At 61.6% G+C, this 17,204-nt stretch carries 17 protein-coding genes; 7 read left to right on the plus strand and 10 right to left on the minus strand.

Annotated features, from left to right (window positions below; all coding sequences use genetic code 11):
• Nucleotides 1–39: 39 nt before the first annotated feature.
• From OU993_RS06650 to OU993_RS06670, 5 genes are all read left to right on the plus strand, one after another.
• Entirely contained in the window at nucleotides 40–630 is a 591-nt protein-coding gene (locus OU993_RS06650) for a TRAP transporter small permease (protein WP_268155565.1), read from the plus strand.
• A gap of 2 nt (nucleotides 631–632) precedes the next feature.
• Complete coding sequence (locus OU993_RS06655; protein WP_268157543.1) at nucleotides 633–1,949, plus strand: TRAP transporter large permease; 1,317 nt, start codon at nucleotides 633–635, stop codon at nucleotides 1,947–1,949.
• A gap of 25 nt (nucleotides 1,950–1,974) precedes the next feature.
• The gene (locus OU993_RS06660) at nucleotides 1,975–2,964 is read left to right on the plus strand and encodes a TRAP transporter substrate-binding protein (protein ID WP_268155567.1); all 990 of its coding nucleotides are present in this window, start codon (nucleotides 1,975–1,977) and stop codon (nucleotides 2,962–2,964) included.
• Between the two features lie 56 nt (nucleotides 2,965–3,020).
• Nucleotides 3,021–3,542: a winged helix DNA-binding protein gene (locus tag OU993_RS06665; RefSeq protein WP_268155569.1), complete on the plus strand. Its 522-nt coding sequence runs from the start codon at nucleotides 3,021–3,023 to the stop codon at nucleotides 3,540–3,542.
• Nucleotides 3,543–3,668: 126 nt separating this feature from the next.
• Entirely contained in the window at nucleotides 3,669–4,610 is a 942-nt protein-coding gene (locus tag OU993_RS06670) for a nucleoside hydrolase (RefSeq protein WP_268155570.1), read from the plus strand.
• A gap of 55 nt (nucleotides 4,611–4,665) precedes the next feature.
• On the opposite strand, the gene OU993_RS06675 is transcribed toward OU993_RS06670, so the two are convergent.
• Together OU993_RS06675 and OU993_RS06680 are read right to left on the minus strand one after the other, a co-directional pair.
• On the minus strand, nucleotides 4,666–5,592 hold the full coding sequence (locus OU993_RS06675; RefSeq protein WP_326493826.1) for a pseudouridine-5'-phosphate glycosidase: 927 nt from the start codon (nucleotides 5,590–5,592) through the stop codon (nucleotides 4,666–4,668).
• A gap of 2 nt (nucleotides 5,593–5,594) precedes the next feature.
• Nucleotides 5,595–6,713 (minus strand): carbohydrate kinase, encoded by a 1,119-nt coding sequence (locus tag OU993_RS06680; protein ID WP_268155574.1) that lies wholly within the window; start codon nucleotides 6,711–6,713, stop codon nucleotides 5,595–5,597.
• Nucleotides 6,714–6,897: 184 nt separating this feature from the next.
• On the opposite strand from OU993_RS06680, the gene OU993_RS06685 reads away from it, so the two are divergent.
• A complete protein-coding gene (locus OU993_RS06685; RefSeq protein ID WP_268155576.1) occupies nucleotides 6,898–7,293 on the plus strand; it encodes a DUF1236 domain-containing protein in 396 nt (131 codons plus the stop codon).
• A 55-nt stretch (nucleotides 7,294–7,348) separates the two neighbouring features.
• Here the strand turns inward: OU993_RS06685 and pncB are convergent, their stop codons facing one another.
• The 8 genes from pncB to OU993_RS06725 form a co-directional block, all read right to left on the minus strand.
• On the minus strand, nucleotides 7,349–8,656 hold the full coding sequence (gene pncB, locus OU993_RS06690) for a nicotinate phosphoribosyltransferase (protein ID WP_268155578.1): 1,308 nt from the start codon (nucleotides 8,654–8,656) through the stop codon (nucleotides 7,349–7,351).
• Between the two features lie 176 nt (nucleotides 8,657–8,832).
• Nucleotides 8,833–9,117, minus strand: a complete 285-nt coding sequence (locus OU993_RS06695; RefSeq protein ID WP_268155579.1) for a hypothetical protein — start codon at nucleotides 9,115–9,117, stop codon at nucleotides 8,833–8,835.
• Between the two features lie 86 nt (nucleotides 9,118–9,203).
• Entirely contained in the window at nucleotides 9,204–10,832 is a 1,629-nt protein-coding gene (locus OU993_RS06700; RefSeq protein WP_268155581.1) for an ABC transporter ATP-binding protein, read from the minus strand.
• A complete protein-coding gene (locus OU993_RS06705; RefSeq protein ID WP_268155583.1) occupies nucleotides 10,829–11,329 on the minus strand; it encodes a type II toxin-antitoxin system VapC family toxin in 501 nt (166 codons plus the stop codon). The genes OU993_RS06700 and OU993_RS06705 overlap by 4 nt, the downstream gene beginning before the upstream one ends.
• Nucleotides 11,326–11,577, minus strand: coding sequence for a hypothetical protein (locus OU993_RS06710; protein WP_268155585.1), 252 nt, complete (start codon nucleotides 11,575–11,577; stop codon nucleotides 11,326–11,328). The genes OU993_RS06705 and OU993_RS06710 overlap by 4 nt, the downstream gene beginning before the upstream one ends.
• A 64-nt stretch (nucleotides 11,578–11,641) precedes the next feature.
• Complete coding sequence (locus OU993_RS06715; RefSeq protein WP_268155587.1) at nucleotides 11,642–12,796, minus strand: ABC transporter permease; 1,155 nt, start codon at nucleotides 12,794–12,796, stop codon at nucleotides 11,642–11,644.
• Nucleotides 12,796–13,875, minus strand: a complete 1,080-nt coding sequence (locus OU993_RS06720) for a microcin C ABC transporter permease YejB (RefSeq protein WP_268155590.1) — start codon at nucleotides 13,873–13,875, stop codon at nucleotides 12,796–12,798. Before OU993_RS06720 ends, OU993_RS06715 begins: the two co-directional genes overlap by 1 nt.
• A 155-nt stretch (nucleotides 13,876–14,030) precedes the next feature.
• On the minus strand, nucleotides 14,031–15,860 hold the full coding sequence (locus tag OU993_RS06725; protein WP_268155592.1) for an extracellular solute-binding protein: 1,830 nt from the start codon (nucleotides 15,858–15,860) through the stop codon (nucleotides 14,031–14,033).
• A 224-nt stretch (nucleotides 15,861–16,084) separates the two neighbouring features.
• On the opposite strand from OU993_RS06725, the gene mepA reads away from it, so the two are divergent.
• Nucleotides 16,085–17,110, plus strand: coding sequence for a penicillin-insensitive murein endopeptidase (gene mepA / locus OU993_RS06730; protein WP_442792879.1), 1,026 nt, complete (start codon nucleotides 16,085–16,087; stop codon nucleotides 17,108–17,110).
• Nucleotides 17,111–17,204: the final 94 nt, after the last annotated feature.

Below are 17,204 nucleotides of genomic sequence, written 5' to 3' on the forward strand. Positions count from 1 at the left end.
CAATGACTGCATATGCTGCGCCAAGCGGGAGGCCTTGCCATGTCTTCCGCTAAACAGAACCGCCACCATGCCCTTTTTCCCGACTGGCTCACAGCGCTGCTGGACGGGCTGTACCTCACGGCCGGATGGCTGGCAGGTGCCTTCCTGGTCGCGATCTTCCTGATCATGATTTCTCTTTCGGCGGGACGCCCGCTCGGCATCGACGTGCCGGCCGGTGATGATTTTGCCTCCTGGTGCATGGCGGCCTGCGCCTTCCTGGCGCTCGCCCACACCTTCCGTTCCGGCGAACTGATCCGCATGGAACTGCTGATCGACAAGCTTAGCGGGCTACCGCGACGCCTGGTGGAGATCATCTGCACGGCGCTTGGCACGGCGGCGAGCGGTTACTTCGCCTGGTACGCCATCGACATGGTGCTCGTTTCCTTCGAATTCAGCGACATGTCGCAGGGCGTGATCGCGGTTCCGCTGTGGATCCCGCAGCTTGGCATGGCCACGGGCCTCGGCATCCTGGCACTGGCCTTTATTGATGAACTTCTCAACCTTCTGGCTGGCGGTGCTCCGCGCTACGAAAAACCGAAACCGGTGACGACGGACGAGTTCGTCGAGCGCGTGATGGAAAGCGGGGTGTGACGATGGAGACCATCCACCTGGTCGAGGTCTCCGGCCTCATTCTCGGCGCCCTCGTTTTCCTGCTGGCCGGCGGACTCTGGATTGGCATGACGCTTCTGCTGTGCGGTTTCATTGCCATGCAGTTTGCCCCGCCCGGCATTTCCATCGGCGCGGCCCTTGCCACAAATGCCTGGAGCGGCAGTGCCTCCTGGAGCCTGACCGCCCTTCCCCTGTTCGTCTGGATGGGCGAGATCCTTTTTCGGACAAAGCTTTCGGACGAGATGTTCCGTGGCCTGTCTCCCTGGCTCAACTGGCTGCCGGGCCGCCTGATCCACGTCAACGTTCTGGGTTGCGGCCTGTTTGGTGCCGTCTCCGGCTCGTCGGCCGCGACAACCGCCATGGTGGCAAAAATCACGCTGCCGGAACTGAAGGCGCGCGGTTATGACGAAACGATCAGCCTCGGCTCGATTGCCGGTGCCGGCACGCTCGGCCTTCTGGTGCCGCCATCGATCCCGATGATCGTTTATGCGGTGGCCGCCAATGTCTCCATCATCCAGATGTTCATGGCGGGCTTGCTGCCGGCAATCATCGTGATGGCGCTCTATATGGGCGCGATCGGCATCTGGGCCTTCATGAACCCCGGCAAGATGCCACCGAAGCCGGCGGCCATTCCCTTCCGGCAGAAGCTGACCGAAACGCTGAACCTCATTCCGCTGGCGCTCCTTATCTTCACGGTCTTTGCCGCGCTGCTGATGGGCTGGGCAACCGCAACGGAATGTGCCGCCTGGGGCGTTCTCGGCTCCCTGGTTCTGGCCGCCTCTCAGCGGGCGCTGACCTGGAAATCCTTCCGCGACAGCGTGATGGGCGCCACCCGCATGACCGGCATGATCATGCTGATCCTGACGGGTGCCGGCTACATGTCGATCGCCATGGGTTATACCGGCATTCCGAACGCGCTCGCCGCCTGGGTCGATGGCTTCCAGCTCAGCCCCTATGCGCTGATCGCGGTGCTGACAGTGATGTATATTCTGCTCGGTTGCGCCATCGACGGCCTGTCGATGATCGTGCTGACTACGGTGGTGGTCCTGCCAATGATCCAGCAGGCCGGCTTCGACCTCATCTGGTTCGGCATCTTCCTGGTGCTGATGGTGGAGATGGCGCAGATCACACCGCCGGTCGGCTTCAACCTCTTCGTGCTGCAGACGATGAGCGGCCGGGACAGTCTGGCCGTGGCGCGCGCCGCCCTGCCTTTCTTCCTGCTTCTCGTCGTCACCGTCGTTATCATCACGGTCTTCCCGGATATCGTGCTGATCCTGCCCAAAATGGCTTTTCCGGGATAACATCAACCAAGGGGAACTTGAGACAATGACACAGCCGATGCCAATCCTTCGCCGTCTGACGCTTGCCGCCGCAAGCCTGTTTGCCCTCAGCGGCCCATCGCTTGCCGAAACGCAGTGGGTTCTGCCCTCTGCCTATCCGCCGGCGAATTATCACGTCGAAAACCTCAACGCCTTTGCCAAGGATGTCGATACCGCCACCAAGGGCGCGTTGAAGATCACCGTCTATCCGAGCGCTTCGCTGTTCAAGGCGCCCGACATCAAGCGCGCCGTGCAGACGGGCCAGGCCCAGGTGGGCGAGGTCCTGCTGTCGCTGCACGAAAACGAAAACCCGGTCTTTGGCCTCGATGTCGTGCCCTTCCTGGCGACGAGCTTCGAACAGTCGAAAAAGCTGTGGGCGGCCTCCAAGCCGGCAATTGCCAAGGCACTCGACGGGCAGGGCCTGAAACTGCTTTACGCCACCCCGTGGCCGCCGCAGGGCATTTACACCAAGAAGGACCTCAATACGGTCGCCGACATGAAGGGCCTGAAGTGGCGCGCCTATAACGTCGGCACCTCGCGGATTGCCGAGCTCGTCGGCGCGCAGCCTGTCACCATCCAGGCGGCTGAACTGCCGCAGGCGCTGGCAACCGGTGCCGTCGACGGACTGATGACCTCCAGCGCCACCGGCGTCGATTCAAAGATCTGGGAATCGCTGACCCACTATTACGACACCCAGGCCTGGTTGCCGAAGAACGTGACCTTTGTCAGCAAGAAGGCGTTTGCCGACCTCGATCCCGCCACACAAAAGGCTGTCGAAGAGGCCGCCGCCGCCGCCGAAACCCGCGGCTGGAAGCTCGCCGAGGACAAGACCGCGGCCTACATGGCGACGCTGAAGGAGCACGGCATGACGGTTGCAGCACCGAGTGCCGATCTCAAGAAGGGTCTTTCCGAGGTTGGCGACAAGCTGACGCAGGATTGGCTGGCAAAGGCCGGTGCCGATGGCGCCGCGATCGTGGACGCCTATAAGAAGATGTGATTTATGGGACGCCGCCGGACCTGTCCGGCGGCGTTCTTTTTTGCGGGAGACACAGCATGCCGAACCTCGAGGACCAGACTGGCCCCATCGTTTCCTCGGAGCATCTGGCGAGCGGCGGCCTTCCCGCGCTGTCCGAGATCGAATTCGGCCTGGTAATGCTGAACCACGCCTTCAGCCGCTGGATGGTGCGCTGCATGGCGGCATCCGGCGTTCCGGATCTCTCCCCCGTCGACACGCTGGTGCTGCACAACATCAACAGCCGCGGCAAACCGAAGACGCTCGCCGATATCGCCCTCGTCCTCAATATCGAGGACACCCATGTCGTCACCTATTCGCTGAAAAAGCTCGAGCGGCTGAAGCTGATCAAATCCGGCAAACGCGGCAAGGAAAAGCTGGTGATGGTGACGGAGGCCGGTGCCGATGTCTGTCGCCGCTACAAGACGATGCGCGAAACACTGCTGGTCAGATCCGTTCTATCGACCGAGGTTTCCGCCGAAACTCTGTCCGAAATTGCCGCCCGTCTGCGTGCGCTCTCCGGCCACTATGACCAGGCCGCCCGCGCCGCAGCCTCCCTCTGACATAGTCTCAAGATTTCACGAGGCTCCGGCGCTCGGTGGCCTCTCTTGCTCCGCTGTTCGAGACATGCGAAAGCCCCTCCCTCCTGCGGGTTTCCCGCATCCCTTTCGACGACCAAAGAGACAAAAATGCCCCAGAAGATCATTATCGATACCGATCCCGGCCAGGACGATGCGCTGGCCATCCTGCTTGCTCTGGCAAGCCCGGAGATCGAGGTTCTGGGGATTACGGCTGCGGCCGGCAATGTGCCGGTGGCGCTGACCTCGAAGAACATCCGCAAGGTCTGCGAACTGGCGGGCCGCACGGATGTGAAGGTGTTTGCCGGCTGCGAAGGCCCGATGGAAGGCAGTCTGTTCACCGCCGAATACGTGCATGGCGCAACGGGCATGGACGGCGCCGACCTGCCGGAGCCCACCATGCCGCTTGAGACTCAGCACGGCGTCGATTTCATCATCGAGACGCTGATGGCGCATGAGCCCGGCACCGTGACGATCTGCACCCTCGGCCCGATGACCAATCTCGGCACCGCGCTCGCACGCGAACCGGCGATTGCCGCCCGCATCCAGCAGATCGTGTTGATGGGCGGCGGCCTGTTCGAAGGCGGCAATGTAACGCCGGCTGCCGAGTTCAACATCTTCGTCGATCCGAAGGCCGCGAAGATTGTTCTCGGCTGCGGCGCGCCGATCGTGATGATGCCACTCGACGTGACGCACCAGACGCTGACGACAGCGAAGCGCGTCGCCGCAATCAAGGCGCTCGGCACGCCACTTTCAGAGGCTGTTGTCGGCTGGCTGGAGTTCTTCGAACGTTTCGACGAGCAGAAATACGGCACCGATGGCGGCCCGCTGCACGACCCGAACGTGATCGCCTATCTGTTGAAGCCGGAGCTTTACGAGGGGCGTCTCTGTAATGTGGAGATCGAAACGGACTCAGCGCTCACCAAGGGCATGACGGTTGCCGACTGGTGGGGCGTGACCGACCGGCCGAAGAACGCCACCTTCATACGAAACGTCGATGCCGACGGGTTTTATGCGCTTTTGACCGAACGGCTGGCAAGGCTTCCGGTCTGATCATCGCGTCGGCGAAAGAGGGCACCGGCTGGACGCCGAAGCCCTCTTGCAAACGTCAAGCGCTTGTCTTCAGCGCCGCATAGGCAACCGCCATACGGGCGGCAAGTGCAGCATTGTTCTTCACCAGCGCGATATTGGCCTTCAGGCTTTCGCCCTTCGACAATTCGTTGATGCGGGCGAGCAGGAAGGGCGTGAGGTCCTTGCGGCCGATGCCCTTTTCCTCTGCCTCGCGGACCGCATCGGCGATCGTGCCGTCGATGAAATCCGGCGTCAGCGCGAACTCTTCCGGGATCGGATTGGCGATCATCAGGCCGGTGCCGGTGCCGAGCCTGTGATGCAGGTGCATGGCCCCGGCAATCTGTTCCGGTGTATCGAGGCGATGGTCCGCCTTGTAGCCGCTCTTCCGGGTGAAAAAGGCCGGGAAATCTTCCGTGCCATAGGCGATGACCGGCACGCGCTGGGTTTCCAGATATTCGAGCGTCTTGGCGATATCGAGGATGGATTTGACACCGGCGCAGACGACGGCGGTTTTCGTCCGACCGAGTTCGGTGAGGTCAGCGGAAATGTCAAAGGTCTGTTCGGCGCCGCGATGCACGCCGCCGACGCCGCCCGTCGCGAAGATATCGATGCCGGCAAGATCGGCGAGCAGCATGGTGGCAGAGACGGTGGTGCCGGCAGAGGCCTTGCGCACCATGGCCACCGCAAGATCCCGACCGGACGCCTTGACGACGCCTTTCGCCTGGGCGAGCGCCTGCAGTTCGTCATGTTCGAGACCTGCACGCAGTTCACCATCGATCACGGCGATCGTGGCCGGCACGGCGCCGTTTTCCCGCACCACGGCTTCGACGGCGAGCGCCGTTTCCAGATTGGCCGGATAGGGCATGCCGTGGGTGATGATGGTGGATTCGAGGGCGACAACGGGACCGCCAGCGGCCAGGGCTTCAGCCACTTCGCGGCTCAGTTTCGGTTTCAGAAGGGTCATGGTCATCCTTTCCTGTCGGCGAGCCGATGGAGGTTGGCTTGAAGAAAATGCGGCGAAAGCTCCGCGTGAACGCTGGCGGCCGTTTCCGTGGTCAGCGCACCGAGAAGGGCTCCAGTGCTGGCAGCCTCGATCGTGCTGTCCCCCGCCAGCAGGCGATGCAGGGTTCCGGCAATCATGGCGTCGCCCGCCCCGGTCATATCGACCGGAGCCGCCTCGACCGACGGCACATGGACGGCGTCCCTGCCGGAAGTCACCGCCATCCCCCGGCTTCCCATGGTCACAACGGCTTCCGACACTCCCCGATGCGTCAAGGCCCGGGCAGCCTCGAAAGCATCCTTTGCCGGTGCCAAACCGTCACGTTCCAGGAGGGCATTCGCCTCGTCGAGGTTCATGAACAGAAGATCGATTCCCGAAAGATCCGAAGGGAGTCGCACGACCTTCGGCGTCGAGACGGCATCGATGGCCAGGCGGAAGCGCGCACCCTTGCGCCGCGCGATCAGGTGATGCAGCACTTCGGCCGGAAGATTGCAGTCGGCAAAAACGAGGCTCGATGCCGCCAGATGCGGCCAGGCCCGATCGATATGGGCCGGCTGGAACAGATCGAATATGCCCATGTCGGCAAGCCCGATCACCATTTCGCCGGACGGATCGAGTACCGCAGCATATTCTGCCGTCGGCCGCTCGCTGACGGTGACCACCTGGCTTACATCCGCACCACGTCCCTTCAGGTGCGCCAGAAGCGCCTGCCCCGTCTCGTCTTCCCCGACGATCGAGATGAAACTGACCGGTGTGCCGAGGAGAGCCAGATTTTCGGCCACGTTGCGCGCCACGCCGCCAAAGCTTCTCGAACCATCCACCGGATTGGAGGTGGCCGGGATGACCGGTCGGCGGGCACGATATTTTCGATCGAAAACAGCGCCACCAATGCAGGTGGCCCGTGACGGTTCCGGCAGCACATAACCCCGCCCGAGGATGTGGCCCTTGGCAACCAGCTGGACGATGTGCGCTGCGACCGTCGAGCGCGCCAGGCCCAACTGGTCGGCAATCTCCTGCTGTCCTGCAAAGGGATTGTCCTGAATGATCTTCAGGATTGCCTGTTCCTGCGTGCCCAGTTCGCTCATCGTCGCCTCAATCGTCTCTCAGTTCAGCTATAAAACTTCTGTTTATGTTGTCAACATATGTTACTGCGGCAATTTCAGAGGACCTCCTGTTGCAGAAGATCATGAAAGGTGAGCGGCAGCGCGGAACGAAAATCTGCTGATCGATGTTGTTGGGCCATTGGATGATCACAGAGGAGACAACCCAATGCGTAAGTTCATGCTGACTTCGGCTGCTGTTATAGCAGCGCTTTTCGCAACGGAAGCTGCAGCCCAGGACGGCACCGTGAATGGTGCGGCCGGTGGCGCGATTACCGGCGCCATTGTCGGCGGTCCGATCGGTGCCGCAGTCGGTGGTATTGCCGGTGCAGCAATCGGCACCGCGATCGATCCGCCACCACAGGAGGTCGTGACCTATGTGCGCCAGCAGCCCGCGCCGCAGCCGGTCGTTCTCGAGCGCCAGGTGGTTGTCGGTGAAGCGATCCCGGAAACCGTCGTTCTGACGCCGGTTCCGCAGCACCGGGACTATGCCTATGCCGTTGTCAACGAACAGCGCGTAATCGTTGATCCCAAGTCCTACAAGGTCGTCCAGATCATCGATTGATCCAGACACGAGGACTGGCGGAGGGCTGGCGTCAGGGTGGCGCCGGCCCTTCGCTTCAGACGAGGACGGCCTGTTCGACGCGGTCTTCCTGGCCGAAGAAACGCAGGTAACGCTGCACCTCATCCGGATCGCCCGTCGCCTTGCGCGGATTGTCGGACAGCTTCACCGCCGGGCGGCCATTCGCCTCGCTGACCTTGCAGACGATGGAAATCGGCTTCAGCCCGTCGATCTGGCTCGGCGCGCAGCCGGCAAAATCATTGGTGAGGTTGGTGCCCCAGCCGAAACCCATCCGCACCTGGCCTTCGAAATGGCGATAGGTGTCGATGATGGCATCGACGTCCAGACCGTCGGAAAAGATCAGAAGCTTCTGCTTCGGATCACGGCCCATCTTCTTCCACCAGGCAATGATCTTTTCACCGCCTTCGATTGGCGGAGCGCTGTCCGGCCGGAAACCCGTCCAGTCGGCCACCCATTCCGGCGCGTCACGCAGGAAGGATGCGGTGCCGAAGGCATCCGGAAGCACGATCAGCAGATTACCGCCGTAGAGCCGGTTCCAGTCCTTCAAGACCTTGTAGGGTGCGGCCCTGAGTTCCGCTTCGCTATTGGCCAGCGCTGCGACCACCATCGGCAGTTCATGCGCGTTTGTGCCGACGGCTTCCAGGTCCGAATCCATGGCCAGCAGCACATTGCTGGTGCCGGTAAAGGCCGGCCCGATGCCTTCCTTCAAGGCCTCGACGCACCAGCGCTGCCACAAAAAGCTGTGACGACGGCGGGTGCCGAAATCGGAGATGCGCAGGCCGGGAAGCGTTCTCAGCCGCTCCACCTTTTCCCACATCTTTGCCTTGGCACGCGCGTAGAGCACATCCAGCGTGAAGGGGCCGAGCGATTTCATCGCGGCGCGGGAGCGCAATTCGTTGATGATGGCGAGCGCCGGAATTTCCCACATGGTGGTATCCGTCCAGCGGCCATGGAAGGTCAGTTCATATTGGCCGTCGCGCTTGGAAAGTTCGTATTCCGGCAGCTGATAATGGGCAAGCCAGGCCAGGAACTCCGGCTCAAAGATCTGCGAACGTCCATAGAAGGTGTTGCCGGCGAGCCAGATCAGTTCCTTCTTGGACAGCCTGAGCGACCGGGCGTGGTCCAGCTGGTTGCGCAGTTCCTGCTCGTCGATCTCGTCCGCCAATCTGACACTCTTCGTGCGGTTGATCAGCGAAAAGGTGACATCCGTCTCAGGATAGAGCTTCCAGATCATCTGCAGCATCAGCAGCTTGTAGAAGTCCGTATCGATGAGACTGCGGATGATCGGATCGAGTTTCCACGTGTGGTTATACACACGCCGGGCGATATCGGTCTTTGCTGCCATGTCTGCCTCTGCTCCGACCCTCGCGGGCCCCTGGAGCATCCTTCCCTCGACCAAGAGGTTTCAGCACGACAACCTCCGCGCCCGTTATCGAAAAAAGCCGAAGCAAAGTCCAGAGATCCAACCATCAAATCGATTGATGTTGTCTGCTCGCGATTCGCCGGGCGTGTCGGTACCGGTTACGGATTGGACGATGGCTGCGCGTTCGGATTGACCGGGGTTGTCTCGCCGGCTGGCGGTGTGGCGGTCTGTTCCGCCGGTGGCTCCGTTGCCTGCCCCCACCACTCGGCAGCGCCCCAGGCAACCATGGCCAGCACCAGGCCGATGGCAAGCACCATAAAGACCGGCGTGCCGCGCCGGCCCTGGCGCGCTTCCGTCGCGCTGAGCGGTGTTTCGCCCGCCTGCGATGGGTGCCGGCCGCCCGGGGTTCTCGTGGTGTCGGGATTGGGTTTGCGCTCGTCCATGCCGTGCTCCTCCGCTGAGCCTGGCTCAAGCCAGGCGGCTTTATCGGATGGCAACGGTGCGCAACCGCACTTTGTTCCCGAACGGGCTACTGGCTGATGCTGGACGCGTCGATCGCCTTCAGATTGAAGGCGGCCGCCATCAGCGCTTTGGTGTAGTCGCTCTTCGGGCTGGCGAAAATGTCTGCCGAGGGGCCTTCCTCCATCACCTTGCCGCCGCGCATGACGATGACGTGGTTGGCGAGCGCCCGTACCACCTTCAGGTCGTGGCTGATGAAAAGATAGGCCAGATCATGCTTCTTCTGCAGGTCGCGCAGCAGGTCAACCACCTGCGCCTGCACGGTCATATCGAGCGCGGAGGTCGGCTCGTCCAGCATCACGAAACGCGGCTTCAGCACCATGGCACGCGCAATCGCAATACGCTGGCGCTGACCACCGGAAAATTCGTGCGGGTACCGCCAGCGGGTGGCCGGGTCGAGCCCAACCTCATCAAGTGCTGCCGCCACCGCCTGGTCGCGCTCTTCCGCCGACAGCTGCGGTTCATGCACTTTCAGCCCTTCGGCAATGATTTCGCCGACCGACATCCGCGGGCTGAGCGAGCCGTAAGGATCCTGGAAGACCACCTGCAGCCGGTCGCGCAAGGGGCGCATCTGCTTGAAGGAGTAACTGCCGATGTCGCTGCCGACAAAACTGATGCGGCCTTGCGACGAAATCAGCCGCGCCAGCGCAAGCCCCAGCGTCGTCTTGCCCGATCCGGACTCGCCGACCACGCCGACCGTCTCGCCGGCACGCAGAACAATGTCGATGCCATCGACCGCCTTCACATGATCCACCACCCGCCGGAAGAAACCGGCCTTGATGGGGAACCAGACCTTGATGTCCTGCCCCTCCATCACGACCGGGCGTGACGGATCGGCGAGCGGCGGCTCGCCGCGCGGCTCGGAGGACAGAAGGTGCCGGGTGTACTCATGCTGCGGGTTCTCGAACACAACTTCGACCGCGCCGGTTTCGACGATCTTTCCCTTGGTCATGACGCAGACACGATCGGCGAACCGCCGGACGATGCCGAGATCATGGGTGATGAACAGGATCGACATGCCGTATTCGCGCTGGAGGTTTTTCAGGAGCTCCAGGATCTGCGCCTGCACCGTCACGTCCAGCGCGGTCGTCGGTTCATCGGCGATCAGCAATTTCGGCCGGTTGGCGAGCGCCATGGCAATCATCACACGCTGGCGCTGGCCGCCGGAAAGCTCGTGCGGATAGGCCTTCAGCCGCTTTTCCGCCTCGCGAATGCCGACTTGCTGCAGCAGTTCCAGCGTGCGCGTACGGGCAGCCTGCGGCGTCATCGCCTGGTGCAGTTCGAGGATCTCGCCCACCTGCTGCTCGATCGTGTGCAGAGGATTGAGCGAGGTCATCGGCTCCTGGAAGATCATGGTGATGTCATTGCCGCGCACCGCGCGCAGCTCCCGTTCCGTCACCTTCAACAGGTCGCGGCCTTCAAAGAAGATTTCACCCGAGGGATGGCTCGCAGCCGGATAGGGCAGAAGCTGCAACACGGAATTGGCGGTAACCGATTTTCCCGAGCCTGATTCGCCGACGAGAGCCATCACTTCGCCCGGGGCAATCTCGAAGGACACCCGATCGACGGCGAATGTTTCGTTGCCTCCCTGGTGGAAGGCGACGGACAGATCGCGGACGGAGAGGAGCGGATTGGTCATGCGGTCATACTTTCCAGCAGGGCCGTGAGAGTGGGTTCGTCGGGACGAATGATAGTGAGTGGCGAGTAGGGCAGACGCCCCAGCACGGGGTGAATAATCTGGTCAAGGGCGTGGATGCCTTTATCGGCACTGATGAAACCGTTCGCTCCTGCGATCAGAGCAGTGGCCAGCTGAATGCCATCTGGCAGCTTCAGGCCCTGCCGGGTGGCTCTCAGCAAAGCTGCGAGATCAAGTACGTCATGCGATACTGGACGTATATCCAGCCACGACAAACCGCCAAGCCAGGATCGATAGGCGTTGATCAGCTGCATCTCTCCGTCCCGGTACGGCTTGACCAGAAGCTCCGAGAGGGTCAATGCGCTTGTCATCAAAAGCGGCGCGGGCTTTGACGCCGCCACGGTGATAATCTGTTCCAGCAAACGTCGCGCGGCGCCTTCGCCTTCGTTCAGAAGGATCAGCGCATTGGTATCGAGATAGAGACGGTGATCCACCGTCATCGCTCGTCCCATTCGTCACGCAGCTCGCGGATGCGGCGCACGGCATCCTCAATCGAGACACGCTCCGCATTGTCGCGCCTGTACTCGTTGATCAGGCGCATCGATTCCGCGAAACCCATGGGCTGTCGTTCGACGCTGACATTTTCCACCTCCAGCACGACGCGCACGGTGGCACCCGGCTCCAGCCCCTCGCGCAAATCTTCCGGCAGACGGTCGACGGGATAATGCTCACGCACAATCTTGCTCATGGCGCGCCTCTCGGTGTTCTCCGGGCGCCACTCTGCCACAAAACGGGCCGCAACACGATGCCGCTCACCGGAACGTCTTCCTCGGATCAAACGCATCACGCACCGCTTCGCCGATGAAGATCAGGAGCGACAGCATGATCGACATGGCAAAAAAGGCCGTCAGCCCCAACCAGGGCGCCTGCAGGTTGTTCTTGCCCTGTGCGATCATTTCGCCGAGCGACGGCGAGCCGGGCGGCATGCCGAAACCGAGGAAATCGAGCGACGTCAGGGTGGCAATCGAGCCGGAGAGGATGAAGGGCAGGAAGGTCAGCGTCGCGACCATGGCATTCGGCAGCAGGTGGCGGAACATGATCGTCCAGTCGCCGACGCCGAGCGCCCGGGCGGCGCGCACATATTCGAAATTGCGCGCCCGCAGGAATTCGGCGCGCACGACGCCGACGAAACCCACCCACTGGAACAGTAGCATGACGCCAAGCAGCACGAAGAAACCGGGCGGCAGGATGGCGGCGATGATCAGCAGGATGTAGAGCGAGGGCATCGACGACCAGATCTCGATGAAGCGCTGCATCAGAAGATCCGTCCAGCCGCCGAAAAAGCCCTGGATGGCGCCGGCCGTCACACCGATCAGGGCTGAGAGTACCGTCAGCGCCAGGCCGAAGAGGACAGAAATCCGGAAACCATAGATGAGGCGCGCCAGCACATCGCGCGCCTGGTCATCCGTGCCCAGCCAGTTGAGATTACCGAGATTGCACTTTGGATCGGCAACACCTTGTGGATAGGCGCTGCAGCGTTCCTCCGCACCCATCAGCCAGAAAGGCTGAGTTGGCGCCGAATGCGGGATTTCCGAATTAACGGTCTGATAGGAGTAACGCACCGGTGGCCAGATCATCCAGCCATTGGCGTTGATCTCCTCCTGAATGAAGTCCGAGCGGTAATCGGTGGTCGCCAGAAAGCCGCCGAACTTTTCTTCCGGATAGTTGACGAGGACCGGCGCCAGAAGTTCGCCCTTGTAGGAGACGAGGATCGGTCGGTCGTTGGCTATCAGTTCGGCGCAGAGCGACAGCCCGAACAGGATGAGGAAGATCCAGAACGACCAGTAGCCGCGCCGATTAGCCTTGAAATTCTGCCAGCGACGCAGATTGGTGGGCGAGATGCGCCGCGGACGCGGGACGGTCTGCGCAACGGTGTCGCGGGCCGAGATGGTGGCGGGAGCGCTCATCACACCTCCCTCTTTTCAAAGTCGATGCGCGGATCGATCCAGGTGTAGATCAGGTCCGAGACGAGACCAACAACGAGGCCAAGCAGCGAGAAGATGTAGAGCGTGCCAAACACGATCGGATAATCGCGGTTGATGATCGCGAGATACCCGAGACGTCCCAGCCCATCGAGCGAGAAGATGTTCTCGATCAGCAACGAACCGGTGAAAAAGGCCGAGATGAAGGAGGCCGGAAAACCGGCAATCACGATCAGCATGGCATTGCGGAAGACGTGGCCATAGAGCACCCGCCGCTCGGGCAAACCCTTGGCGCGGGCCGTGACCACATACTGTTTCTTGATCTCGTCGATGAAGGAATTCTTCGTCAGCAGCGTCGTGGTGGCAAAGGCCGAGAGCGAGAGCGCGATCAGGGGCAGCGTCAGATGCCAGAAATAGTCGGTGATCTTCTGCCACCAGGGCAATTCGCTCCAGTTGTCGGACACCAGGCCGCGCAGCGGAAACCAGTCGAAGAAGGAACCGCCGGCAAACAGCACGATCAGCAGGATGCCGAACAGGAAACTCGGCACGGCATAACCGATGATGATGACGCCGGAGGTCCAGACGTCGAAGGTGGAGCCATCCTTGACGGCCTTGCGGATGCCGAGCGGAATGGAGATCGCGTAAGAAGCGATCATGATCCAGACACCGAGCGAAATCGACACCGGCAGCTTGTCGATGATGAGATCGATGACTGGCGTATTGCGGAAGAAACTCTCGCCGAAATCGAAGCGGATGTAGTTGCCCATCATCTCAAGGAAGCGGGTGAGCGGCGGTTTGTCGAAGCCGAACTGCTTTTCGAGGCGTTCGATGAGTTCCGGATCGAGCCCCTGGGCGCCGCGATACCGCGCGTCATCGCCGCCCATCTGCTGCACGTCGGAACCGCCACCGGAGAGCCGGTCGCCGCTGTCTGAGCCTTGAATCTGGGCAATCACCTGTTCGACGGGACCGCCCGGCGCAAACTGGACGACAAGGAAGGAGATGCCCATGATGCCGACGATCGTCGGGATCATCAACAGCAGGCGCCGCAGGATATAGGCTCCCATCAGGCCGCTCCGCCCAAGCCCGCACCGGGGCTGCAGATCTCATTCCTGGTCAAATCGCACTCTCTCCTGACATCCTTTTAGAATCAGCATGGTCTGTTATGTGGACTGTGTGGCAGCATTGGCGCAAGGATCTTGAACGGGGCTTTCGCCCGCGCTCACTTCGCCCACCAGAGACTGGGGAAACCGATCCCGTATTCCGGCAGCGGTTCGGGATGGGAAAGCTTCGCCCAGTAGGCGATCCGGGTTTCGCCGGAATAGAACATTGGGATGACGAAGTGATTGGCGAGCAGAACGCGATCGAGCGCATGCACGGCAGCGATCTGATCCTCGCGCGTCGGCGCAAATGTCACCTTCTTGATCAGTTCATCCACGGCCGGATCGGAAATGCCGGCAAGGTTGCGTGAACCGGGCTGATTGGCCGATTGTGAACCCCAATAATTCGACTGTTCGTTGCCCGGGTTCATGGTCTGCGCCCAAACGCCGAAGATCATGTCGAAATCGAAGCTGCGGACGCGGTTCACATATTGCGAGGAATCGACCGTGCGGATGCTGGCATCCACGCCGATCTTCTTCAGGCTCGCCACGTAAGGCAGGACCGTGCGCTCGGCGGAGGGGCTGTTAAGCAGGATCTCGAAGCGCATCGGCTGGCCGGTCTTCGTGTTGACCATACGATTGCCCTTGAGTTCCCAGCCCGCCTCCTTGAACAGCGCAATCGCCTTGCGCAGGTTGTCACGCACCTTCTGCGGGTCGCCACCCACAGGGTTCGTATAGGGTTCGGTGAAGACACGCGGCGGGATCTTGTCCTTCAAACCATTGAGAATTTCCAGTTCCTTGCCCTGCGGAAGCCCCTTGGCGGCAAGATCGGTTCCCCAGAAGAAGCTGTCGACGCGGTTCAGCCCGCCATAAGCAAGGTTCTTGTTCAGATCCTCGAAATCATAGGCATAGTTCAGCGCCTCGCGCACGCGGGCATCCTTGAACTGGTCGCGCCTCAAGTTGGGCACATAGGCCTGCATCACACCGGTTGCCCGGAAGGCATTGCGCAGCGCCTCGCGCTTGATGCGACCATCCTTCACCGCATCGAAATCATACCGCGTTGCCCAGCGGCTCGAACTGTTCTCCTGCCGGTAATCGATATTGCCGGCCCGGAAGGCCTCGAATTCCACGTCGCTATCGGCAAAATAGGTGTAGCTGATCACCTTGAAATTGTGCTGGCCGATATTGATCGGCAGGTCCTTGCCCCAATAATCGTCGCGCAGCTCGTAGCGAATGGTGGAACCGGCCTGGAAAGAGGCGAGCTTGTAGGGACCGGAGCCCATGATCGGTTCCAGCGTCGTCTTGGAAATGTCGCGGTCCTTGCCGCTGGCGTCCTTGCCCTGCCACCAGTGTTTCGGGAGAATCGGGAAATCGCCGACGATCTGCGGCAGTTCCTTGTTGTTCTTTTCGTCGAAGCGGAAGGTGACTTCGCGTTCGCCGGTCTTTTCCGCCGAGGTCACATGACGATAGTAGTTGGCGAGTGTGGTGCTGTTGGCCTTCGCGCTGTCGAAGCTGAAGACCACGTCTTCCGGTGTCACCGGCTGTCCGTCGGCCCATTTGGCCTCCGGGCGCAGGCGGAAGGTGACGGAGGAGCGGTCCTCCGGATAAGAGAGCGCTTCCGCCAGGAGACCGTAGCTCACGCCGATCTCGTCTTCCGACGACACGAGCAGGGTGTCGTAGGTGAGCGTCAGGCCCGAGGCTGGATTGCCCCTGTCCACCAGCGGGTTGAAATTGTCATAGGTTCCCTCGTCGGACAGTTTCAATTCGCCCTGTTTCGGCGCATCGGGATTGACGTAAGGGAGGCGTTTGAAATCCGCGGGCAGCTTTGCCGGTTCCAGAACACTGATGGCATGGCGCCAGATCTGCTCCTGACCACTGGATGCCGTGGGCGACAGGCCGATGGCCGCACAGGCAAGCACAAGACAACCGGTTCGGATGCGCGCCAAGATCATTCGCAAGCCCCTTGATTATTGATGTATTAACAGATGAGCATAGGGGCAAAAGGCAGCAGAATACAGCCTCCCCGACCCACAAGCGTTTTCACAAGCTCTTTACAGCCCGTGTTTGGTCGATGAGCAGGAGCCCGCAAGCGGGCAGTGGATTCACCTCAGCCGCAAATCAGTCTAGAATCACTGGCAGAACCATCGGGTGCCGTAAGCCGGCATGTCCGAAACAAATGTCGAGATCGCTCTTGTCCAGACGCCAGATCCTTGCCGCAGCTTTTGCCCTTCTTGTCCCCCTGTCCGTGCCGATCGACGGTCGTGCCGACCAGGAGGCAAAAAAGGCCTTCGGGGCGGTGCAAGCGCCAAACACGGGTGCACCAATGCCGATCGGCTCCTATGCAAAGGGCTGCGTCTCCGGCGCCGTGCAACTGCCCGATGACGGGCCGAACTGGCAATCCATGCGCCTGTCGCGCAACCGCCACTGGGGCATGCCGCAAACGGTGGCGCTGCTGGAACGGCTGTCGCAGGACGCCGCCCGCCTCGGCTGGGGCCAGGGCATTCTCGTCGGCGACATGTCGCAGCCGCGCGGCGGGCCGATGGCCTTCGGGCATGCCTCGCACCAGATCGGTCTCGACGTCGATGTGTGGTTCACGCCGATGCCCGACCGACGGATGACACCGGAGGAGCGGGAAAAGCTGCCTTTCACCTCCATGCTCGACAAGAGCAAGTTCCTGACGGTCGATCCCCGCAAGTTCACCACCACCGCCGCGCAACTGGTGATGACGGCGGCCAGCTATCCGGAGGTCGAACGCATCTTCGTCAATCCCGCCATCAAGAAGAAACTCTGTGACACCTGGTCCGGCAACCGCAGCCTGCTGGGCAAGGTTCGCCCCGCCTACGGCCACGACGAGCACTTCCACATTCGGCTCGAATGCCCCCCGGGGGTAGCAAGCTGCAAGGCGCAGGCGGCCGTGGCGCCCGGCGACGGCTGCGACAAGTCGCTTGCCTGGTGGTTCACCGACGAGCCATGGGCCAAACCGAAGCCGGATCCGAACAAGAAGCCACCGCCGCCGCCACGTCCGGTGATGGTCTCAGACCTGCCGCAGGCCTGCAGCGCCATGCTGGCCGCACCGGCGGCAAGGGGCGCAACCACCGCCGCCGCCTTTGCGCCCGCCCCGGAAACCGATTCGCCACCGCCGTCAGAGATGCCGGTTTTGCCACCGAATGCACCGGCACCCGTTCCCCGGCCGCGTGGATGAGGATGAGGCGGTTGATGCGCCGTAAATCGATTTAAACGCTTCCATTTGCACCCGCCTTCAGTATAGAAAACGGCGATCTTCCCAGCTGCGGAGA

Source organism: Rhizobium sp. SL86 (genome assembly GCF_026672545.1).
GTDB lineage: Bacteria > Pseudomonadota > Alphaproteobacteria > Rhizobiales > Rhizobiaceae > Neorhizobium.